We start from the raw sequence: 23,901 nt of genomic DNA, 5'->3' as shown, positions 1-23,901 counted from the left end.
CATATATTTTTGTTTGTAATGGAGTGTTGTCAGGTTTATATATAGTAAATTCAATCGGATATCCAATGAAAGTAGCTATATTTAATGATCCATTTGTTATAGTTTTTATTCCTGAACTACCATTATATGTAATTTTAATTTTTGCCTTTAGATAGATATGGCTCCCATCAATGTCAACTATTTTTGCTGTTGTTTTTGATAAAAATTGGCTTATTTTAAACTTATGCTGAACACTGATAATATCAGTTTCATTTGAACAAAAAGATTCAATAGGAATAAAGTTATCACTTAAATCTATAGATTTAATTTCAATTATTTTATCTGGTGATGCTTAAAACTCTAAAAAACCTTTATCATCAGTTGTTCTGTTAGAAAATCGTGAAGAATCTTTATATCCTGTTCTTACTGGAAAATTCATTAAAACAGAACCATCTGAATCTATTAATTTTATTTTTAAATTTCGTAAATTACTATTATTCTTTTTCGAATAGGCACTAATAGGTCTTTTTATTTTTATAGGTTGTACTTGAGTGCTTGCTGAAGTGGAGTTTAATGTTTTATTAAACTCCATTTCCCCATTTGGATCTTCAACATAGATCTCAATTTTTTTATTACTGGAAGCAGAAACTATTCTATGACCAAAATTATTAGTTTTTTCATCTTTTAAAGATGTTCCATTAGTATACTTGGTTCTAACATTAATATTTTTTATAGCTATGCCATTAGAATCTAAGATTAAAAGATCTATTTCTATTAAATTTGACATGTTATACCTTATTCTTTGTCTGCTTCACTAATGTGAGATTCATCATCAAAACCGTATTGTTCATTATTATTTTCTAAGTCTTGACTAAAAAATAAATATGGTACCTCACTTATAAATAGCATTGCGCTGATGTCTTCAGATTTTTGTGTATAAAACCTCCCTTAGTTTGAAAGTTGCTTATCTTGATTATTCTGATTTAAGATAAATTTTTGAACTAAACTATGATCTTTTTTAGAAACTATAAACAACTCTTTGCCTAGAGATAAATTGGTATCTTCACTACCTACTTGATTTGGTAAGTTAGATGTATATTTAAATTTTAGACTATAGTCTGTTGGAGCATCAGGTAATTTATATATTTCGGATACAACTTGTTGGCCTCCTTCAAATTTATGTTGCCCTGCTTGGTATACAATCTTTCCCTCAGTAGAAATTGTAATTCCTTGATCATTTATTAAAATTCTAGAATCACCAGCCATTATTATTACTCCTAGAATTATTCTTTAGATAAAACCATCATAATTGATCAAAAAAATTCAATACTTCTAATTAAATAAGAATAATTCCTATTATAGCTTCACCTTATTTATGTAATGGTATAACATTACATTTTTGTTTTAATGATTTATTCTTATGACTCGTACATTTGATCGTTTACAAGCAATAGATGCATTAAGAGGCCTCGTGATTCTGATTATGATGCTAGATCATGTTAGAGAGACATTCTACTTACATCATCAAGTTACAGATCCAATGGTTATAGCTGACACAGAAGGATTCTTATTTTTCAGTAGGACATTAGCTCATTTATGCGCACCTGTTTTTGTCATACTTACTGGGTTATCAGCCTATTTATATCAAGCAAAATACAATAGCTTAACAAAGACACGAGAGTTTTTACTTAAACGTGGTTTCTTCCTCATTTTTCTAGAATTAGTCGTTATTAATTTTGCTTGGACAGGTCAATTTCCACCAGATGTCATTTACTTACAAGTCATTTGGGCTATTGGTCTAAGTATGGTGGCTTTATCATTATTGATTGGTTTTTCCAAAAAATGGCTTTGGATAATCAGTCTATTCATTATCTTTGGTCACAACTTGTTAGAAAAAATTTCATTTGTAGATATGCCACTTCTTCAGAATTTTTGGTTTATTTTCTATGAACGAGGGTGGATAGAGCTAGGCGGAATTCGCCTAAGAACATCTTATCCAGTCTTGCCTTGGATTGGTATTATTACTTTAGGTTACTGTATAGGTAGCCGCTTATTTGATTCTAAACAAGAGAGTCATAATCGTAATATTGCATTACTTGGCATTGGTGTCATAAGCATTAGTTTATTTTTTATTTTACGATTTATTAATCTTTACGGTGATCAAGCATGGTCAACGATGCCTAGCTTACTCGAAACAATTATGAGTTTTTTTAACTTAACAAAATATCCACCATCATTGTTATTTACGCTTTTTAATGTAGGTGTTGGCTTTATTCTCTTAGCACTGTTAGATAAAGTTCAAAATAAAAACTGGGTAAAACCTTTGATAGTTTTTGGCTCAGTACCAATGTTTTTCTACATCGTTCATTTATTTGTACTTAAAGCACTCTATGCCATTTCAGTCGCGATATGGGGAACAACTCATGGGCAATATTTCGGAGTCAATCATGTAATAACATTATGGTTAATCACTATTATTTTAAGTGTATTACTATATCCATTAATACTAAAATTTTCTGAATTTAAACATAAAAATAAGCAAATTCCTTTTCTTAAATATTTATAGTTAAATCGAAATTTAGTACGCTAATGCTTATGTATGGTAACTTGAGCATAGAATATTGTGCGCTTAGGCTCACAATATTTTAAGAATTTTGCCAATATGTGGTTAAAAAAAAGCTTTCTATACTATGAAACATCAGGAACATGATGTTCTGACAAAGATAATAAGATAAAGTACACGGAGTGTCAGGTATTAGTACGGAAAAGCCCAACAGGATGTTGGGCTTTTTTTATTTCCAAAAATTTCTACATATAAATAATTTGACTACACACCTCGTGATAAAAGTTCATAATTTTTGAATTTTATGCCCTCAATCCTTAACCTTTCATTGATCTGTTTCAGTGGATTTTAGTAATACACAATTTCATTCTAATAAAAAACTTTAGCTACTTTTTCGACATTACTAAAACCACCTGCATTTTGTGGTACCACGCCAATCAATTGTGGTGGTATGCGATGCCCTGCAAGTTGATCATCACGACTGGCAATTTTTATATTGTAAAATTCATCTTTAGCTGCAACTTCTGCCAGTGGAATAACTTTAACACCATCTTTCATCCCACCAGCTGTGTAAATTAATAGATTCTTAAAGTTCTCTGTCCCTTTTGAATTTTCAAGAGAGTCTTCTAAATTCTGAACATCTTCCTGAGTTTGTAGTGCATCAGTCATATGTAAAATAAAACCTGCATGTGCCCCATTTTTATAATCACTACGACGGAACAGCATTGTAACTTCGTTTAGTAAAATGGTATTAATACTTAGATAATTAGGTACACCATAAACTTCTTAACAAACTTGAAAAGTCGTGAACCGAGCACTCAACTAAATCGCCATAATAACGATCAAGCCATTTAATATGGTTTTTAATATAAGTTTTGGATTTGGTATATTGCCCGACTTTTTCGTAATATAAATTAAAAAGTTCACGCAGACTACATTTGGGCTTATCTAAGTCTTTTAATTCTTTTTCATATTTAAGTTGCAGTTCCATGAGGCGTTTATAAGCCCATTGAGTGCATTCTTTTATCGTGTCACGAGTTGCAGATGAGCGTTTCCCATTAATCATAATCTCAATGTAATAAGCTTCACCGCGTTTTCTAGGTTTTGGTATTTTCATGACGTAAATTAGTTTCGATAATTACTCAATTTCGCATGTTTCCGAAACTACCGAAACTATAGCACATATTATTATAGGCATAAAAAAGGGCTCTAAGCCATTGTTTTTGCTTAGAACCCTTGCTATTTCTAGCTTTGAATTTTGGTAGGTATAAGCAGACTCGAACTGCTGACCTCTACGATGTCAACGTAGCGCTCTAACCAACTGAGCTATACACCTGAAGTGCTGAGAATAGTATTCATTTTCATAGCACATGACAAGCCTTTTTATTATTTTTTAATTCAGATGCACATTGTTTAAGCAAAACATCCAACTGTTTTAAAAGCATTTTATCTTCCTGCTTCATATATACAATTTTTTGATAAATCTGATTTGCCTCTAAGAATGATGTTTGAATATCAGCATACTCAGATAAGCGAAACATCCATTGCTCAAATGTTTCAGATGTTTGTTTATAAAATGGCTCATCTAAATGCTTCGAAAAACGATACAGAATTCGATCTACTGCTGAAATGGCTAAATATTGTCGAATTTGAACAACTATAAAATAGAGTCCTCCTAGCCCCAACAAACCAAGCATTAACACTAAAGCAAATGAATAACTTGATATTAAACCTAGTTTTGCCATCCAACTAGTCTGCTTTTCAGCGTCATAACCAACTACTTTACTTTGCCACTGATAACTAGCGTAATCACTCCATACACGTAGCGTTTTTAAAGCATTAAATTGCTGATATTTCCATATACTCGTTGAATTGTCACCAAATACAGATTGATCATTTTGCATAAAATCTTGCATACCCTGATCAATTCGGTTCGGTGCAATGATAAAAGTCGGATCTATTCTTTGCCATTTTCCATCCAACTGAACTTCCGTCCATGCATGTGCATCCATTTGTCGAATTTCCCAACTCTGACCATCAGGGGCAAATTGCCCCCCTTGATAACCCACTACTACACGTGCAGGAATACCAACATAGCGCATCAACATGGTAAAACTCGAAGCATAATGCTCACAAAAACCCTGACGACTTTGAAATAAAAACCCATCCACTCTGTTCTGCGCCAATGTTCCAGGCGTGAGCGTATAAGAGAAATGATTCTGTTTATACCAAGCCAAAACATGCTGAACATACTGCTTTGGTTGATGTTGTGCCGTATTCCAAAGATGCATAGCAAGCTGCTGTGACTTTGGATCATAGTGTTGTTGAAAGCGTGTACTTCTTTGATTTAAAAATGTATTTGAGGATACATCACTCTCGACAGGAAGTTGCTTGCCAACCCACTGTAGTTGAATCGGTTGTGTACGTTGCACAGCACGTGTTGGAATAATTGCACCATCTAGATTGACCTGAAAACCACGTTGACTGGGAATAGACGCCTCAAGCCCCATCACCCAATGCGTTTGGTTATCTGCCGCAAGATATTGATAATTAAAAGTCTGTTTAATGGTAGATGTCGTTTCAGGCGTAATATTGAATACACTTTGATTACTTGGATGACTTGTCCAAGTCTGACCATCATATTGATCAAGCACCATTGCCCGCCAATATAAATCTTGTCGGGGCGGTAATTTCTTTAAATCACCCATCACTCGAAACGCAAGCGCAGAAGATTGCGAAAGCTCCGCAATATCGCCCGGTGACATACGATCACTGATTCCTGTTACACCTTGCTGACTACTCACAGGAATTTGCCATAATGGCGGCAAGCGTGGAAAAAACATGAAAAGTAGAACAAAAAAAGGAACCGCAAGTCCTATCACTTTTAGTACATGCACTGTATCTGTTTTTAAGGAGGCCTGCGTTTGACCGCTCTGAACATAATGCCCCGTTTGCAGTTGATATAAACCAACCAAACTTCCTAATAAACTACACAGTACCATCATCGCCATCAACACCGATTGGCTGTGCAAGAAAAGACTAGCACTAACAAATAATGCAAAATTAAACAACACGATATAGTCCCGTGATTGTTTTGTTTCGAGCGCTTTGCCATATAAAAATGTTGCGAGTGCTGCTGTGCCTGCTTCAACACCAACAAAAGTACCATAATTCAGCCAAATCACCATTAAAGCGAATAGCGTCAAAATGACTTTAATCCCCTGCTGGATTCTATTTTTAGTTTGATTTGATAATCTTTTTTGAATGTGAAATGGCTGAATTGAATTTTTATAGTTCCATAGCAAATTGATCCACATACATGCAAAAATCACACTCAATGCTATGGAGAAATACGCTAATTCAGCAATCCAAATAATCGCAAGTGTTAACAATACACTTAGACGTGTAAGTCTTGTAATTGTTGTACTTGCAGGCTTTTGCTGCACATAATTTTGTTGTTTCTGATCTTGTTGACTAGGCTGTACTGAGCGCCATTTAAAAATATTCATATCACGCCTTTGCCAACATTAATTGTGCATTGAAAAATTGTATTTCCCCATGCCCAACAACTAACTGTTGTGTTGGTAATTTCATGCTATACAACATATTTTCAGCTTCACAACGATCCACCATACCCATCATTAAACTTAAACGCTCTTCGTGTGATGTCGATGGCATCTGTGCATAATCAATTTCTACTATTTTTGCATCAAATTGATCTTCAAATTGTTTAATATATAAGCCCTGCCCTCGTGCAGCCTGCTTCCAAGACACCGCTTGTAAAGAATCACCTTCTCTGAATGCTCTTAATTCCCGAAATTCATCAAGATCAGGTTCACCACTACTCGAAGCTTGTGAATTTTCCTTCTGAGAATCCATAGCTTTTGGTGCAATCCAAATCTCTCCTTGAAAATAACAATACGTCCACGCACGAACTAACCCCAAAGGATAAGTCGAAAATATTTGGATTTCAGGAACAACAAACCACCCTCGTTCAGTTGGCTGAAAAATTAGTTCTACTTGTTGATTAAGTTGTTGTAATAAAACAGGCTCCACCTGATGTGCATAGCGAATTTGTAAATATTTAGGGCTCAACGTTGCCTGCTTAAAAGATAGTCGTAGCGTTAAAGCGTCACCTGATCGTCCAATTTTAGGTGCAATCACCTCAATACTTAAAGCATGCAGTTGTTTAAATGTCACGTAAAAACTGATACATAAAATTGCACTCATCAAAAAGCAAAAACCTAAAATCAAGTTATTTGCATAGTTAATTCCTGCAATGAATGTAATGAGAATCAAGACTAAATAAAGGAAACCTTGTTTATAAATAAATACTAAAACATCATTTTGGCGTAAAGTTTTTACGCCATGGTATTGAAAACGCTGACTGAGCCATTGTCGAAACTTCATCCGCATTGACATGACACTATCCTTTCGCTTCAACCTGCTGCATCAATAAACGTGTTTCCGCTTCGCCTAGTCCAATCCGATGGGATGCCACCGCAACAAAAACAGCTTGGACATCATCAAGAGTCACAAAACTACGTTTACTAATCAGAGCATGTGCTTGAGCTGCCAATTTCAGTGCTAGCACACCACGCGTAGACAAACCATGTCGTCCTTTCCGTGTTTCTTCTGTTAAATCAAGTAAATACTCAAGTACAGCATCACTTAAATAAATCTGACGCACCCATTGTTGTAATTGTAAAATATCTTCACTCTTAAACACTGCTTGCAACGTATTGATCATTTTTTGACGAGCATCTTGTTGTAAGAGTTGTTTTTCTGCCGAGCGAGATGGATAACCTAAAGACAAGCGCATCAAAAAGCGATCAAGTTGCGATTCAGGCAAGGCATATGTACCACTTTGAAACAGTGGATTTTGTGTCGCAATCACCCAAAATGGTTTGGGTAATTCATAACGTGTACCATCGACGGTGACATTGCCTTCTTCCATCGCTTCAAGCAAAGCACTTTGGGTTTTTGGACTACTGCGGTTGATTTCATCAGCCAATAAAATTTGAGTAAAAATAGGACCTTGTTTAAAATCAAATTGATGTTCTTTTTGATTAAACATATTGATTCCAATCACATCACTTGCAAGCATGTCATTGGTAAATTGAATCCGCTGAAACTGCAAGCCTGCGAGGTGTGACAAACTGCTTGCCAACGTGGTTTTCCCTAAACCAGGTAAATCTTCAAAAAGTAAATGTCCACCTGCGAGCAAGCTACATAAAGCAAGTTGCGTCTGCTCAGGCTTATCTAAAATGATTTGATTGATCTGGCTTAAGAAGGCATCAATTTGAGGATAAAATGGTGTCAGTCCATCATCAGCAAGTAATGTGACTTCTTCATTTTGTTGTTGTTTTTTCAATCCCCAAATCATAATCTATTTTTCCTAATCTAATTGATGATGCTCGGTTCAACATACACGGTTTTAACAAATACTCAAAGATTAATCATTCGTCTAATTTTATGCCTAACTAATGCATCAAATTCAGAATATAAAAAAACGGCACCGAAGAGCCGTTTTTACTTTTTAATATCTTATCTACACATCAACACGGACACTTCTTCAAAGTTCCACCTGCTGTTGGATAACGAGCATCGACACAATAACGATGAAAGGTTTTTTCGTCCATTGGCTCTAAGTCAGGATGATTTTTTTGCATATGTTCCACATAAGTTTGATAATCAGGAACCCCAACCATCAATCTGAAACTTTGCTGTAAACGTGTCCATAAAGTCGCAATTCGTGACCAATTTTTTGGAGAAAAGATTAAATCCTTCTGCGCCATCACGGTCATTTTAATGATTTTATAAATCACTGTTTTACCATTTTTTGCAAATTTTAGATTCATACCACTCACCTTCTCATCTTAATGTTTCGCTGACGTCACGATGGTTTCTGAAGGATCAACATATATCGCTTCGCTTTCATTTACGCTTGGTTCAGGATTTGCCAATGCACGGCGAATCACTCCAATTGCAGCAATAATCATAATAATCGCAACGATCATAAAAAATGCACACAGCGCAGCGTTGATCTGATTTGAGAATACAATCGTTTGCATTTCTTCAAGCGTTTTGGCAGGTTTTAAAATTTCACCCTTCGCAATTGCAGCCTTGAACTTATCTGCTTGTGCCAAGAAACCAATTTTAGGATTGGAATGGAAAATCTTTTGCCAACCTGCTGTCATACAGGTAATGATTAAGAATACTGTTGGGACAATGGTAACCCAAACATATTTTTCTTTCTTCATCTTAAACAAAATTACTGTACCGAGTGTCAATGCCATTGCTGCCAACATTTGGTTACCAATACCAAATAACGGCCATAAGCTGTTAATACCACCGAGTGGATCGACCACACCTTGATAAACGAAGAAGCCCCAACCTGCAACTGCGACACCTGTACCAATTAAATTCCCCACAAAGTTATGTGAGTTTTTTAGAGCAGGAACTACTATACCCACTGTGTCTTGAACCATAAAACGACAAGCACGTGTGCCAGCATCAACAGCAGTTAAAATAAACAGTGCTTCAAACAGAATAGCAAAGTGATACCAAAATGCCATCATTGAACGGTTGTTGAAAATCTCGGTAATGATATGTGCCATACCAATTGCAAATGTAGGTGCACCACCTGTACGAGATAAAATGGTATTTTCACCCACTTCCTTTGCTAACAAACTCAGTGCTTCAGGTGTAACGACAAAACCTAAAGTACGTACCGCTTCAGCAGCTGACTCAACGGTTGTACCTAAAACTGCCGCAGGTGAGTTAATCGCGAAATAAATACCCGGCTCAAGAACTGTTGCGCAAATCATTGCCATAATTGCAACGAATGATTCCATCAACATACCACCATAACCAATCACACGAATATTAACTTCGTTATCGATCAGTTTTGGTGTTGTACCTGATGAAACAAGTGCGTGGAATCCTGAAATTGCACCACAAGCAATCGTAATAAATAGGAATGGAAACATAGAACCTGCAAACACAGGACCCGTACCATCAATAAAATGTGTTGTAGCAGGCATTTTCAACATCGGCATTGCTACCAAAATGCCAATTGCTAGACCAACAATCACACCAATTTTTAAGAATGTTGATAAATAATCACGCGGTGCAAGCAATAACCATACAGGTAAAACTGAAGCAACAAAGCCATAAATGATCAGTGCCCAAGTCAGTTGCGTACCTGTTAGAGTAAAGAATGGTCCCCAATAGGCATGTTGAGCAACATCACCACCATATATAATGGCAGCCATCATCAAGACAAAACCAATAATGGAAACTTCAGCAATTTTACCGGGACGGATATAACGCATATATACGCCCATGAACAGTGCAATTGGAATAGTCGCCGCAATTGTGAACACACCCCATGGACTATTGGTCAATGCTTTTACGACCACTAACGCAAGTACGGCAAGGATAATAATCATTACCCCTAATGCACCGAGCATTACGATCACACCTGCAAATGAACCCAATTCTTGTTTTGCCATTTCACCGAGCGAACGTCCATCACGGCGAGTCGAAATAAACAGAACCAAGAAATCTTGAACAGCACCTGCTAATACCACACCGACGAGAAGCCAAATCGTACCGGGCAAATAACCCATTTGTGCAGCTAGAATAGGACCCACCAATGGACCCGCTCCTGCAATGGCTGCAAAATGATGTCCAAAAAGAACATGCTTATTGGTGGGCACATAATCCAAACCGTCAGCAAGTCGATGCGCAGGCGTTAAACGTCGTGCATCAAGTTCAAAAACTTTTGTCGCAATAAATAAGCTGTAAAAACGGTAGGCTATGCTATACACACACACAGCAGCAAGCACGAGCCAAACAGCATTGACATGCTCACCACGACTGACAGCTAGTATCCCAAAAGATACGGCTCCGATAATAGCAACAATCACCCAAATCAATTTTGATAAGGGTGATGATTTTTTTTCTGTATTTTCCATGCAGACCTCACATCCTGATTACAAAAGCAGTTCCATTGTTTTTATAAAGCGCAATGCATTTTCGTGTGACACTTTTCTGTTGACTCTACTCCTCATCTTTTTATTTTCATCTACGACTTTGGCATAACATTATTTTAAACTTATATGACGAATATGACATAAATTTAGCATTAGTCATACTCATCATTTTTTGATTCTTATACTTTTCTATCATTCAATAAAAAAGGGATGATTTTCATCATCCCTTCAATCATAGATCATTTATACGTAATTATGCACGTTCTAAATAATCACCTGTACGTGTATCCACACGCACACTTTCTTCTTGCTGTACAAACAATGGAACACGTACAACTGCACCTGTTTCAAGTTTAGCTGGCTTACCGCCACCGCCTGAAGTATCCCCGCGTACGCCTGGATCAGTTTCAACAATCTTCAATACCACGAAGTTTGGCGGGCTCACTGACAATGGAACACCATTGAACAGCATAATTGTACATTTTTCATTTGAATCGTCTTTTAACCATTTTGCAGCATCGCCCATTGCAACTTTGTCTGCAGTGATTTGTTCAAATGTTACAGGATCCATAAAGTTCCACAATTCACCATCGTTATAAAGATATTCCATCTCTACATCTACGATGTCTGCGCTTTCTAGTGTTTCATTTGATTTAAACGTTTTTTCTAAAACTTTACCTGACTTTAGGTTACGTAATTTTACACGGTTAAAGGCTTGACCTTTCCCTGGCTTAACGTATTCATTTTCCATGATTGAACATGGGTTACCATCAAGCATTACTTTAAGACCTTGCTTAAAGTCATTCGTAGAATAATTGGCCATTCAGGCACACTCCAAACTTACTATATTAATCAACACATGCAAAATAGGTATTGGCAAAGTATTCAGACAACGAACATTTGCAATGTCACCTAAACATGCATTTTACATATTTTGGATGTATTCTAAATGAGCAACCTATGTCAGGGCAACGAAAAAATATTCCTGTCCAAGCAGTTTGGGGGTAAAATCTTCAATTCCCTTTCATTTCAATTGGTGTTGCACATCTATAGTGCAAAGTTGAAACAACTCCAAACCGATTAATTAATTATTTTATTCAAACGTGGCATGACAAACTTTATATACCAAGAGCAAAATTGGCAATCGCAAATGAGCGATTTAATCACCTCTCCGACTGAACTGCTCGAACTCTTAAATCTTTCTGAACAAGATTTACTTTCGGGAGCATTGCTCGCTTCTGAACAATTCAAATTACGTGTCCCTCGTGCTTTTGTCAGTAAAATGCAAATTGGTAATCCTCTCGATCCCTTATTATTGCAAGTTTTACCACACCATCTCGAATTAGAAGAACATATCGAATTTATCACAGACCCTCTAGGTGAGGAACAAGCTAATCAACTTCCTGGCGTACTACACAAATATCAATCTCGCTTTTTACTCACCTTAACAGGTGCCTGTGCCATTCATTGCCGATACTGTTTCCGTCGTCACTTTCCTTATCAAGAAAATCTTCCTAAAAATGATGATTGGCTTAATATTCGTGATTACCTTCTAAGCAAACCACATATTAATGAAGTGATATTGAGTGGTGGTGATCCACTGACATTATCCAACCGAAAGCTCGCTTTATGGCTTGAACGCCTAGAATCTCTCAATCAAATTCAAATTTTGCGTATTCATTCACGAGTTCCTGTGACTATCTCAGAACGTCTCGATGAAGCGCTTGTTTCCTTATTGAAAAACAGTAGGCTACGGATTATTCTAGTGGTACACTCAAATCATCCTGCTGAATTGGATGATTTGACTTGTCGCAGATTAGCTAATCTTGTTCAACAGGATATTTTGGTTTTAAATCAATCTGTTTTGCTCAAAGGCGTCAATGACTCTGCCGAGATCTTAGCTGAATTGAGCCATAGATTATTTCAAGCGAGAGTCATGCCGTACTATTTACATGTTTTAGACAAAGTAAAAGGTGCTCACCATTTTGATTTGGAAGCAAATAAAATTGATCAAATTTACACTGAGGTTTTAGCGACTTTACCAGGCTATTTGGTTCCTAAGCTTGTCCGAGAAATTGCGGGAGAACAAAATAAAACCCCGTTGTATGGAGTAACAATCTTTTAAATTTAAGAGTTAAAACATAATGATAAATAAAGAAACTTCTGAAATTTTCCAATCTAATACGGTTCTCAGTCGTGATCAGTTGAGCTTTGCTGAGCCAACTGTACAAGCACTGAGTCAATGGGTTTCAAAACTCTCAATTATGCAGTTGGGCGATACCTCAGAAGCCATTATGACTGCGGTTCATGAAATATCTACATTACGCTGTGATGAAACCCTGCGCTTTGATCTCATTCAGGTCTTACACCCATTTATTGAAAATGTTTTGCTTAGCTTAGAAAAACATTTTAATAATCAAGGACTTTTTCACTCAGATCGCAATGAACATATTATTGAATTGACCATTCGCTTGCGCATTTACTTCACCAATATCTATGTTGATATTGTACATCGTAGCCATCATCAGCTCTTAAACCAAAAATTTTCGCTGTTCAAGTTTAATGAGCGAAAAAATCTAAAAACAGCACGTACGCTTGCCACCTATTATGCTCTTGAGCAAATTTGTTTACTGCTCGTTCAGCAACAAATGTTATATAGCTCTGCATTATCAAATCAATGGTATACAACACACAACCTGTATGAAATGGCGATTAAAAATGAAGAATACCTAATTAATATTAATCAATTACAAGGTACGCATCATGTTGTTCAAAATATACAACAAGCCTATGCGCAAGTCTTATTACTCGATATTTTTAATACCCATCAAATTCGTCCAAGTGAAATTCAAGCGTTATATGAATGTAGTTTTGATTGGTCAAAAATGATCCAAGTACTCCCAAGAGAATCATCTATCTCTCGTTATATTGTCGATACCACTAAAGACCATCCACCAGTATATAACCGCAGACAACACGAAAGTTTTCAACCTAATTTATATATTTCGACACAAAGCCTACTCGAACATATCAACATCACTATTCAAAGAGACAATGAATATTTGTCCAAAAATGAGCAGATGTATTTATCGACTGCACTCAAATTTCATGTACAAAATGTTTTAGGCAGTACGCCTGAGCGTCAACATGAACGTTATGAGTATTCTGCTCAGTTACGTGTATGTTTTGGTTTACAAACGGCGCATTTTTATTTATCTAAAGCGAAAAATTTTGCTGAAACATTACAACTTAAAAATAATTACGCATTTCAATCAGAGTCCAATGTGCAATCAAGCATTGCCAATAATAATGATTCTAGTGCACCTAAATTGATTAAAACCCTAGACCGTGAAGCCAAGCAGATCCATCAAATTCCTGTCTTAGACATCAGTATTCATGGCTATCGTATTCGTTGGGCAAATGAAGCACCAAAAAGCTTACGTACAGGTGAGTTTTTATTAGTCAATGAAAATTCACAAAATAAATGGAAGGGCGCAACTGTCCGTTGGATCAAACAATCCATCAATAAAACATATGAAGTTGGTATTGAAATATTGGCACAGGATATTTTCCCATGTGCTGTCAAAGTCTCTACTGACCACTCAAATGTCAATTATCACCCTGCATTGTTGATTCAGACACAAGAACTCGATCAGGTAGTCAATTCTATACTTCTACCCAATCTTCCCTTCTTTAAAGAACAGCAAGCCATTCATCTTCGTTTAAATGATCAGGAAATTAAACTTTATCTAATCAAAACTTTACTGATTACTCAAAGTGTTGTTCAATTTGATTTTGAACTTTTGAATGATGAACAAAAAATCCTAATTGATGAATATATTCACCAGCAATCCAATGACCTAAATAATCAAGATGTATGGGAAGCCTTGAAATGAGAAATTTATTATTATCTAAGAAACTCAAACTGTCTGAAACTAGACTGTTAATCATTGATGATAACCAAATCAGATATAATGAAATTCTTAATATATTTCAAAATAAAAATCATCCCGTCCATGCCATTTTGCTTGATGACCTCAGTAGCTTTGAAAAACAATTGCATACCCGTTGGGATTTGGTCATTTTTGGTCAGGCTTATGATTTAAAACTTGAACAAGCGATTACCCTCATTCATGCATCGTCACAAATTGATATTCCAGTACTATTACTCAAACCACAAGACTATAAGCCTGAGCATTATCAAACCCTAATTCATAAAGGTGTTTACGACATTGTCAATATTGCTCACCCTGAACGCGTTTATATCAGTACTATACGTGCACTATCATATAGCCGAACATTACAAGCACAAAAAAACTTACTTTGCGATTTAGATACAGCAAAGACGCAAGCACAAGCATTGGTTCAAGAGCAAAAGAAAGCTGTAGCTACTCTTGAAGAAGGTATGCATTCACAAGCCAATGAGGAATATTTAAAATTATTTGGTATCGGCTCCGAAGATGACATTCTCGGCTTACCGATTCTTGATGTATTAAAACCCAAAAATCTCAATGATTTCAAAACTCGATTCAAAAAATTTACGCAAGGGCAAACAGAACTTAGTCGTTTTGAAATTACTACACAAAATGAACAAGCACTGTCTGAAAATCCACTCAAAATAGAGTTTTTACCAGGTGAAGATGGTACGGTACAACTTGCAATAGAAACTGCAAATACTGCACCAATCGCTCAACCAAGTGTAGCATCAGCGCCAACAAATAATGCAGACGATACCTTCCATTTGATTCAACGTCATTTGATTCAACAACCTGCTACAGCCAATGCACTAATTATTTTTAGTTTTTCTAAATGTGATGACGAAATATTACATTTAAATTGGGCTGATACCAAAGCATATTTGTCTCAACTCAAAGCATTTATTAAAGAGCAAACTGGACAACGTGTTTTTAAAATTAATACCGTTCTTCACGCAATTATCATGCAAGCAGAATCTGCCACAGCACTTGAGTCTAAAGTTTCCGCACTCAACTCTTTAGAAAAACAGCAATTACTCAATATTAATAATCGTACATTCCCCTTACAACTCAAACTTGGTTTTAGCCCTATTCAACTAGAAACATTTAGCGAAGCAAATTTTGAAGGCTTATTGGCGAAGGCTTATGATACGTCTTTACCAAAACGTGAATCTGCATCAGACTTACAACTGGAAGCGACACTACAAGAAACCACAATTGAGCTGATTTCAAACGAAGAACTATCAGTACCTAATGTACAACCGCTCAATACACCAATCATTCAACCTACGCTCAATATTGAACCTGTACAACGTGAGTCACCAATCTTAAAAGAAATTCAACAGAAGTTAGAAAAAGGTGAAATTCATCTGAAGTATCAGCAACTGTATGATAAACAAGATACAAACTTATATACTTATGAAGTCACTAGTGGTTTCATTTATGAAAACAATTGGAAAAAAACCTGTAGTTTAGTCGAATTAGATGATGATGTTGAATTATCAATTAAACTTGATCGTTGGATTATGGTCGAAGCATGTAAACAATTACATAATTTTATTACGCAATATCCTGATGCTAAACTCATCATCAACTTGAATCGACATATTTTATTTCAAGATAAGCAATTTCCTGAATTAGTAGCAAAACTCATCACCATTGTGGGTAGTAAATTATCACATCCTCTCATTCTACAGTTTGATGAAGAAGATATTGCCAAAAGTCCGATTGAAGCACAAAAGCAATTTAATATATTACGTGAACATGGTGCAGAAATTGCTATACGTAACTTCGGCTCAACAATTTCAACTGAAGCTATTGTAAAACAAACAGATTTAGCACTACTGTCATTAGATGAAAAATATACGGACATGTTGGCTGATGAAAAATCATTAGCAGAACTACAAAATATGATTCAACATTACACAATGATAAAACCATTGGTATTTTTACTCAAAAATCTGAATGATATGAATGCTTTTGCTAATGCTTGGAATGTCGATGTACGCTTTATTCAAGGTGATTATTTCCAAAAGAGAATGGATCATTTAACCGATGTACAAGATCAGTAATTAAAGTATTTTCCACATTAAAAAACCAAGTTTCGACTTGGTTTTTTACACATGATAATCGTAAATTGTTTCTGCACTTATTTTAGGCATAAAAAAACGGGCAGATGCCCGTTTTTTTGCTTTCGCAGATTAGTCGCGTTTGATAGAACGTGACATACCAGCAAAACGTTGTTTGAACTTGTCGATACGACCGCCAGTGTCAACATTCTTCTGTTTACCAGTATAGAATGGGTGACAAGCTGAACATACGTCAAGATAAAGCGTTTCTTTACCAAGAGCAGAACGAGTTTCGATTACGTTACCACATGAACAAGTCGCAACTAAAGTTTCGTATTTTGGGTGAATATCGGCGCGCATGGACGATTCTCCTAAGTTAAGAAAGGTTTCGCTGTCATCGCAATTGATCACTCTCAAAATGAGGAAATAAGCAGTTTATTTTAAAATAAATTTTTTCAATAAACCCGCAGATCAACACCACAACAGACCATTTCTTTTGAGCCCACCGAGACTATAAGTGTCAGAGCTAAGCACAACAAGTGGGCAATATTATACTGCAAAATAATACAATAAGCGAATTATTCGGCTTTCAATTCTTCCACAACGTCAACCGACTTTTGATTCGCCCAATAATTGGCGATGATCCCGCAGACCATCAGTTGAATTTGGTGAAAAATCATAATCGGCAAAACAATCATGCCAAGAGGTTGCCCTGCAAATAAAATCTGCGCCATCGGTACGCCACTCGCTAAAGTCTTTTTAGAACCGCAAAAAAATACCGCTTTTTGATCAGGTACACTAAAGCCTAACCAACGTGGAATATACCAAGCCAAAAGCATAACAATAGTTAAGAACACTGAACAAACGACTGTAAGAATAAACAAAGTCATCCCACTCACTTGATTCCACAAGCCTGCTACGACAGCACCACTAAATGCTCCATAAACCACCATCAAAATGGTGCCTTGATCAAAGGCTTTCACAATGCTGGGAACTTTTTGCATATATGGAAAAACATAAGGACGTAACACCTGCCCTGCAACAAAAGGCAAAAGCAAGAGTAATGCAATTTGTACGATCGATGAGGTCGCATCATAGTTATGCTGCGTTTGTCCAAAAATAAATAGACTCACCATAATGGGAGTAATAAACATACCGACCAAATTAGAAAATGATGCACTGATCACCGCCGCAGCAACATTACCTTTTGCAACTGAAGTAAAGGCAATGGAGGATTGTACTGTTGATGGCAAGAAGCACATAAACAGAAAGCCCCAATACAACTGTTGTCCAAGTAAAGGTAGCAAAAATGGTTTTGCAAGTAGACCTAAGATTGGAAAAATTAAAAAAGTAAAAGCAAAGACAACGCCATGTAAACGCCAATGCATAATGCCTTGCACAATCGCTTCACGTGAAAGTTTAGCACCATGCAAAAAGAATAAAATCGCAATCGCAATGGTGGTGATCTGACCAAATATGCTTGCACTTTGCCCTTGCACAGGAAAAAATGAAGCTAAAGCAACCATGACGATAAGTAGTATCGTAAAACGATCCAATGCTAATATTTTTAATATATTCATATTCAACATCCTGTCAGTGATAAAAAATCTATGCTGAACTTTTCAAATACATATAAAAAAGCTCAGTAAAATGATTTTTACCTAAAGATAAATAACCATCTTACCGAGCTTACTTGATTAAGTCATATTATGAGGAAAATGTTCATTATTTATTTTAAACATTCCACGTTTAACTTAATTGTTTCTCGCATCTTGATCTTGCTGAATCAACTCGATTTTATAACCATCTGGGTCTTCAACAAATGCAATAACCGTCACACCACCTTTCATTGGTCCTGCTTCACGAACAACATTACCACCACGTGCTTTTATGTCTTCACACGCTTTGTAAGCATCATCAACAGCTATCGCGATATGACCATAGGCATTACCCAACTCATAACTACTTGTGTCCCAATTATGCGTTAACTCAAGTACCGTATTATTTTCTTCATCACCATAGCCAACAAAAGCAAGGGTAAAACGTCCTTCTTCATAGTCACGTTTACGTAATAAAGTCATACCGAGAACTTCAGTATAGAACGCCAAAGACTGTTCTAAATTGCCTACACGTAGCATGGTATGTAACATGCGCATTATGATTCACCTTTTTCATTTTGAATGGTTTTTTGATGTTCACCTAATAGTTTTCCAACCCAGACCACAAGAATTAAAATTGGAATACCAATTAAAGTCGTCATCAAAAAGAATTTTGGATATCCAATATTGCTGACAATTGTACCTGAATATCCACCTAAAATTTTAGGAGTTAAAGTCATGAGTGAACTAAAAATGGCGTACTGAACTGCAGTAAATGACACGCTTGTCAAGCTTGAAAGGAAAGCAATAAATGCGGCTCCCGCCAAACCTGAAGCCAAATTATCGACAATAATTGCAAAGTATAGCCAAGCGGAACTATATTTCTCAATAACCTTACCTTTCAGTTCAACCATATCAACTGATGCTGTATTTGAGTTTATATTAACCACCGCAATAGGTTCAATATTAACATTTAACTGTGGTTCAACATCACTTATCAGATAACCATGTGTAACAGCAACCAAGGGCTCTGACTGAACAAAATTCAAACGTGCTTCAATACTTTTACTTTCTGATTTTTGCAAAGCATCCGCATCAACAATCGCAGTAAACATCCCTGTTTTATCAAGTTTGGTATTAAATGTTTGACCATCAAGGCTGACAAGTACAGGTTGATCTACATTTAAATCGGTATCTTTCACACCTAGAATTTGCCCTTTGACTACCACACTTTGCTTCAGCTCTTGTGTAGTTAATTTGCTATCACCTGTTATAGGTAAAAGTTGAATCTGTGCATGACCGTTTTCAACCAAATAGGGTGCTTGAACTTCAATCTGCTCTGACTGATCGGCAAATTGTGCTTTGACTGAAATGTGCTGATTTTCTGAAAGAAGCTGAGCAGGTACAGCAACTTTCCACGCACCTACTTCATCAGGCTGTGCTGTAAACTGTTGTGAACCGACTTGAATATCGACAGGTGCTAAAGGCTGTCCCGATTTGACCAAACCAATAAAAATCAGATTGGTTGAGCTTGCCAACACTGCGCCAATAAACATCAATTTCATAATGTTCATGCGTTGTGCAAGTAAGCCTCCTAAAAATCCACCAACAAGACTGAAAATTACACCGTAAATTTTAACGGCTTCAGCAATTTGTTCTTTGGTAAAATTTAAATCTTGATAAAACACATTGGAAATTACCCCAGCAATAATGTCTGAAATACGATAGAAACCTATCAATAGTAATAAAACTAGAGCAAGTTTCACTCCATAGCGTTTAAAGAAATCTGCAATTGGGCTGACCCAAGTGTCATAGGCCATCTGCTTATTTACGGCACCTGCCTGCACCAATCCATAGCCTGCAAAAAATGCTATTGCACCTGAGCCAATAAAACGCACAGCCTCTAAAGCAAAGAGTAAAAAGCTATCTTTGATTTCAAATTGTTTTGCCAAAGCTTCCGTTAAACTACCTGAAAAAATATAACTTGTAACAAAACTCACCACTGCAACAAAAAAGACAGCAACCAAGCGATAATAATCAGTATTTTTATAATGCTTATCGACACGATTAATTTGTGCTTCACGAATGCTCAGTGTGGTTATAATACCTACTACCATGACACCTGCCATCGCTAAGTAAGTATATTTCCATGCATCATAAATATAATTGCCTTTTGATGTTCCAAGCGATGCGGCAAGAAAAAGTGCGCCCGCACCTGCAACAATCATCCCGATACGATAGCCTGCGTTGTAGGTCGAAGCCAATACGGTTTGCATTTCCGTTTCAGCCAATTCAATACGATAAGCATCAATCACGATATCTTGCGTTGCCGCTGAAAAACCAAGTAATACAGCACCGACTGCCATTTGATACAAATAGCTCTGCCCAAGTGACGGATCTGAAAAAGCCATAATCGAAATTGCACAAATAATCAAAATTTGTGCAATGAGAAGCCAAGCTCTACGCCGTCCCAATTTTTTGGTTAGATAAGGCACAGGAATTTCATCAATCAATGGTGCCCAAACAAATTTAAAGGAATATCCCAAAGCTGCCCAACTGAAAAAAGTTACTGCACTTTTTTCAATACCGGCTTCACCAAGCCATAAAGATAGGCTTGAAAAGATCAATAAAATGGGTATCCCGGCTGAAAAACCAAGAAATAACATAATGAGAGCACGGCGATCCATAAATGCCATAAATGCGGACTTCCACCCCGATGGTGGTGACGCATTTTGTGCTGAGTTTTGCGTAGACATACGTTTATTGTTTTCTGCAAAAAGAAATATCGCTATTCAACCGCTTAATCACATTAGTTTCAATGGTTTTTATGCTACTGCATTGCTGAAATCCAGATATTTGATTTGAATCTGCTTGATATTTACGCCCAATACTGTATACCTTTAAACTTTCAACCTTTAGCAGTTTTGGATTTCACCTGTGACCCAGAAACATGATCAAATGAGCTCAACCCCTGTTTCAAATACGACCATTACAACGACAGCACTCCAAAGTCCAAATTTACTTCCAACTGCTTTTGACCAGACGGATATACAACAAACCTTAATGCAGACTGCACTAAAACCAGAACAACTGACGCACCTGTTAAATTTACCTCGTGTTCCAAGTTCAACTAAACGAATTAAACCACTGAATAATTTTTTAGGTCAAGATCGTGCTAAAGCTTCAGTAGAAGCTGGTATTGCCTTGCCTTATTCAGGCTACAATATTTTTGCTGTCGGAACAGCCGGACTTGGTAAACGCACCATGATCAAGCGTTTACTTCAACAAAATGCCAAGTCTATGCCGACGCCTGACGATTGGGTATATGTCAATAATTTTAAAAATGCTCGCCAACCCATTACTCTACGCTTTCCCGCAGGTCAAGGTAGTAAATTTGCAACATTACTACATCAAACATGGCAAACCATTTTAAAACAGCTTGAACGACGCTTTAGTGCGGAAACCTATCACAATCAAATTGAACGTATTCGCCAAATCACTGGTAATGAACAACAACATGCTTTGGCTGAATTGACTCGTGAAGGCGAAGAGTTTGATCTTAAACTGATCAATCGCCATGATGAGCATGTGTTTATTCCCACGCATTATAAAGATGACAAAATGCAGGAAATGTCGCAAGAAGACATGAATGCATTGACCAGTAAAGAGCGCACCGAAATTGCAGCCAATATCCGCTATATGGATAAAAAGCTCGAACGTCTAGGTTTACAATTAGGCGATTTAGAGGATGATGCACGAGATCAAGTTTCGGAACTGAATCGAGATATTGGTAAACAAGTCATTATTCCTCGTATGGAAGCCATTTTAAATAAATTTGATACTGATGGCTTAGAGCTATATCTCAAACAGTATGCACAAGATATTATTGATAATGTTGAAAATGTGATTGATAGTGAAAGTGATGAATTTGCACCTGCATTATTCAACAGCGTACCTTCACGCTATCAAGCCAATGTCGTCATTAGCAATAAACCTAATGCTGGTGCACCTGTTATTTTTGAAGATTTCCCGACACATTACAACTTGTTGGGTCATGTTGAACAATTGACGCAAAATGGTACGATTACCACCGATTTCACCCTAATTCGTCCGGGTGTATTGCATCAAGCCAATGGTGGTTTTTTAATGCTTGAAGCAGAACAACTGCTTGAGCAACCGTATGCTTGGCAAGGGTTAAAACGTGCGCTTAAATCGGGGCAATTAAAATTATCATCTCTTGAGCACATGATCACGCTCACAGGCAGCATTTCAATTGAGCCTGCGTCTATTCCACTGAATGTAAAAGTGGTTTTATTGGCTGAACCTGAAGTTTATTATGAAATTTTAGAGGTTGAACCTGAACTCGGTAGCGTGTTTAAAATCCGTGCTGATTTTACAGATACCTTACAACGCAATGAAGAAAATGAACAAGCTTATATGCAGCTCATTGCCGATTATGTTCAACAAGACAAACTGTTGCCTTTTGACCGTTCTGCCCTGTCTGCACTACTTACCGATTCTAGTCGTCAAGCTGAAGATCAAAGTTCATTGTCATTACATGCTTTGACTTTGGGTGATCTGATTCGTGAATCACATCACCATGCACTGCAATCTGATGAAAAAATGGTGACAGCGCAGCATATCAATACTGCATTGAAACATCGTCAATATCGTCTAGGTTATTTACGTGAATTGTATTGGCAAGATTTATCTCGTGGCACACAACTTATTGAAACACGTGGGCATCGTTTAGGTCAGATCAACGCACTTTCGGTTATTCAATATGCCGATGTCGAGTTTGGTCTACCTTCACGCTTAACCGCTTCAGTTTATCAAGGTGGTGGCGATATTCTCGATATTGAGCGCAGCGTTGAACTTGGTGGTTCTTTACATGCCAAAGGCGTGTTGCTCATGTCGAGCTTTCTCAAAGCACATTTTGGTCGTGAGCAAATTCTGCACTTCTCAGCCGCGCTTGCTTTCGAGCAAAGCTATGGTCAGGTTGATGGTGATAGTGCAACGGTCGCAGAACTATCTGCGCTTATTTCGGCAATCAGCCAACTACCGATTGATCAATCTTGGGCGATTACAGGTTCAATGAACCAACTTGGTCAAGTTCAACCCATTGGTGGAGTGAATGCTAAAATTGAAGGCTTCTTTGATGCATGTAAATTGCAAGGTTTGACTGGTAAACAAGGCGTTATTATTCCTCGTCAAAACATGCAACATTTGATGCTCCGCCAAGATGTCATTGAAGCTGTGGCTGATGGTCAATTCCACATTCATGCGATTGATACCATTGATCAAGCTCTTGAAATTTTAATGGCACGCCCTGTTGGTAAGCTCGACAAGAAAGGTCGTTATACCAAAGGTTCTATCTATTCAGTGGTTATGGCACAACTCGAATATTGGCAAGCGCTTGAAGATGGTTTAGACATCAGCATAAAATCGAAGAAGAAAAAGAAAAAAAAGAAACAGAAAAAAAATAAAAAGATTGAAAAAATAGAAGTACCGATCATCTGTGAAACACCTCAAGATGCGGTGGCTGAAGCTTTGGTAGATTAAAGTAGTCGATTCATGATGTTACCTTGAACCATTTTAAAAACAGCGTTGAATTTTTCAGCGCTGTTTTTATATGTCGTATTGGGCTTATTTTTGATCTTCATTTTGAATTTTTTAAGCTATTTCTACATTTTTATTACACATAAAAAAAGCACCATA

The 23,901-nt window shown here is 36.8% G+C and carries 19 protein-coding genes and 1 tRNA gene; 5 read left to right on the top strand and 15 right to left on the bottom strand.

The features are described from left to right. Positions 1-331: 331 nt before the first annotated feature. Together ACK1JC_RS06365 and ACK1JC_RS06360 are read right to left on the bottom strand one after the other, a co-directional pair. Complete coding sequence (locus tag ACK1JC_RS06365) at positions 332-766, bottom strand: hypothetical protein (protein WP_409511024.1); 435 nt, start codon at positions 764-766, stop codon at positions 332-334. A 161-nt stretch (positions 767-927) separates the two neighbouring features. Further along, positions 928-1,245 (bottom strand): hypothetical protein, encoded by a 318-nt coding sequence (locus tag ACK1JC_RS06360; protein WP_409511023.1) that lies wholly within the window; start codon positions 1,243-1,245, stop codon positions 928-930. A 154-nt stretch (positions 1,246-1,399) separates the two neighbouring features. Here ACK1JC_RS06360 and ACK1JC_RS06355 point away from each other — a divergent pair, with 154 nt between their 5' ends. Continuing rightward, complete coding sequence (locus ACK1JC_RS06355; RefSeq protein ID WP_409511022.1) at positions 1,400-2,545, top strand: DUF1624 domain-containing protein; 1,146 nt, start codon at positions 1,400-1,402, stop codon at positions 2,543-2,545. A 366-nt stretch (positions 2,546-2,911) separates the two neighbouring features. On the opposite strand, the gene ACK1JC_RS06350 is transcribed toward ACK1JC_RS06355, so the two are convergent. The 9 genes from ACK1JC_RS06350 to efp form a co-directional block, all read right to left on the bottom strand. After that, positions 2,912-3,268, bottom strand: a complete 357-nt coding sequence (locus tag ACK1JC_RS06350) for a hypothetical protein (RefSeq protein ID WP_409511021.1) — start codon at positions 3,266-3,268, stop codon at positions 2,912-2,914. Between the two features lie 40 nt (positions 3,269-3,308). Further along, positions 3,309-3,659 carry a hypothetical protein gene (locus tag ACK1JC_RS06345; protein WP_409511020.1) on the bottom strand — a complete coding sequence of 117 codons (351 nt, stop codon included), beginning with the start codon at positions 3,657-3,659 and terminating at the stop codon, positions 3,309-3,311. 142 nt (positions 3,660-3,801) lie between these two features. Further along, a tRNA-Val gene (locus ACK1JC_RS06340) sits at positions 3,802-3,878 on the bottom strand. Between the two features lie 25 nt (positions 3,879-3,903). Beyond that, positions 3,904-5,961: a transglutaminaseTgpA domain-containing protein gene (locus ACK1JC_RS06335; RefSeq protein WP_409511082.1), complete on the bottom strand. Its 2,058-nt coding sequence runs from the start codon at positions 5,959-5,961 to the stop codon at positions 3,904-3,906. 91 nt (positions 5,962-6,052) lie between these two features. Further along, complete coding sequence (locus tag ACK1JC_RS06330) at positions 6,053-6,958, bottom strand: DUF58 domain-containing protein (protein WP_409511081.1); 906 nt, start codon at positions 6,956-6,958, stop codon at positions 6,053-6,055. Positions 6,959-6,968: 10 nt separating this feature from the next. After that, on the bottom strand, positions 6,969-7,928 hold the full coding sequence (locus ACK1JC_RS06325; RefSeq protein WP_409511019.1) for an AAA family ATPase: 960 nt from the start codon (positions 7,926-7,928) through the stop codon (positions 6,969-6,971). Between the two features lie 172 nt (positions 7,929-8,100). Further along, on the bottom strand, positions 8,101-8,403 hold the full coding sequence (locus ACK1JC_RS06320; protein WP_409511018.1) for a YbdD/YjiX family protein: 303 nt from the start codon (positions 8,401-8,403) through the stop codon (positions 8,101-8,103). An 18-nt stretch (positions 8,404-8,421) separates the two neighbouring features. Next, positions 8,422-10,524: a carbon starvation CstA family protein gene (locus ACK1JC_RS06315; RefSeq protein WP_409511017.1), complete on the bottom strand. Its 2,103-nt coding sequence runs from the start codon at positions 10,522-10,524 to the stop codon at positions 8,422-8,424. A 271-nt stretch (positions 10,525-10,795) separates the two neighbouring features. Next, positions 10,796-11,365 (bottom strand): elongation factor P, encoded by a 570-nt coding sequence (gene efp, locus ACK1JC_RS06310; RefSeq protein ID WP_409511016.1) that lies wholly within the window; start codon positions 11,363-11,365, stop codon positions 10,796-10,798. A gap of 285 nt (positions 11,366-11,650) precedes the next feature. Between efp and epmB the strand changes: the two genes are divergently transcribed. Genes epmB through ACK1JC_RS06295 form a run of 3 tightly spaced genes read left to right on the top strand, consistent with a single transcriptional unit; the run spans position 11,651 to position 16,588 of the window. Further along, on the top strand, positions 11,651-12,667 hold the full coding sequence (epmB, locus tag ACK1JC_RS06305) for an EF-P beta-lysylation protein EpmB (RefSeq protein WP_409511015.1): 1,017 nt from the start codon (positions 11,651-11,653) through the stop codon (positions 12,665-12,667). Between the two features lie 19 nt (positions 12,668-12,686). After that, the gene (locus ACK1JC_RS06300; protein ID WP_409511014.1) at positions 12,687-14,438 is read left to right on the top strand and encodes a GTPase; all 1,752 of its coding nucleotides are present in this window, start codon (positions 12,687-12,689) and stop codon (positions 14,436-14,438) included. Beyond that, positions 14,420-16,588 (top strand): EAL domain-containing protein, encoded by a 2,169-nt coding sequence (locus tag ACK1JC_RS06295; protein ID WP_409511013.1) that lies wholly within the window; start codon positions 14,420-14,422, stop codon positions 16,586-16,588. Before ACK1JC_RS06300 ends, ACK1JC_RS06295 begins: the two co-directional genes overlap by 19 nt. A 129-nt stretch (positions 16,589-16,717) precedes the next feature. Here the strand turns inward: ACK1JC_RS06295 and rpmE are convergent, their stop codons facing one another. From rpmE to ACK1JC_RS06275, 4 genes are all read right to left on the bottom strand, one after another. Beyond that, positions 16,718-16,945 (bottom strand): 50S ribosomal protein L31, encoded by a 228-nt coding sequence (gene rpmE, locus ACK1JC_RS06290; protein WP_409511012.1) that lies wholly within the window; start codon positions 16,943-16,945, stop codon positions 16,718-16,720. Positions 16,946-17,163: 218 nt separating this feature from the next. Beyond that, entirely contained in the window at positions 17,164-18,165 is a 1,002-nt protein-coding gene (locus ACK1JC_RS06285) for a bile acid:sodium symporter family protein (protein WP_409511011.1), read from the bottom strand. Positions 18,166-18,339: 174 nt separating this feature from the next. After that, positions 18,340-18,741, bottom strand: coding sequence for a lactoylglutathione lyase (gene gloA / locus ACK1JC_RS06280; protein WP_409511010.1), 402 nt, complete (start codon positions 18,739-18,741; stop codon positions 18,340-18,342). Further along, entirely contained in the window at positions 18,741-20,939 is a 2,199-nt protein-coding gene (locus tag ACK1JC_RS06275; protein WP_409511009.1) for an AmpG family muropeptide MFS transporter, read from the bottom strand. Before ACK1JC_RS06275 ends, gloA begins: the two co-directional genes overlap by 1 nt. A 181-nt stretch (positions 20,940-21,120) precedes the next feature. Between ACK1JC_RS06275 and ACK1JC_RS06270 the strand changes: the two genes are divergently transcribed. Continuing rightward, on the top strand, positions 21,121-23,745 hold the full coding sequence (locus ACK1JC_RS06270) for an AAA family ATPase (RefSeq protein WP_409511008.1): 2,625 nt from the start codon (positions 21,121-21,123) through the stop codon (positions 23,743-23,745). The last annotated feature ends 156 nt before the right edge of the window (positions 23,746-23,901 follow it).

It is taken from the genome of Acinetobacter sp. TY2, assembly GCF_046269225.1.
Classification (GTDB): Bacteria; Pseudomonadota; Gammaproteobacteria; order Pseudomonadales; family Moraxellaceae; genus Acinetobacter.
The sequence above is the reverse complement of the archived record's forward strand: the minus strand, read 5'-3'. Positions and strand labels throughout refer to the sequence as shown.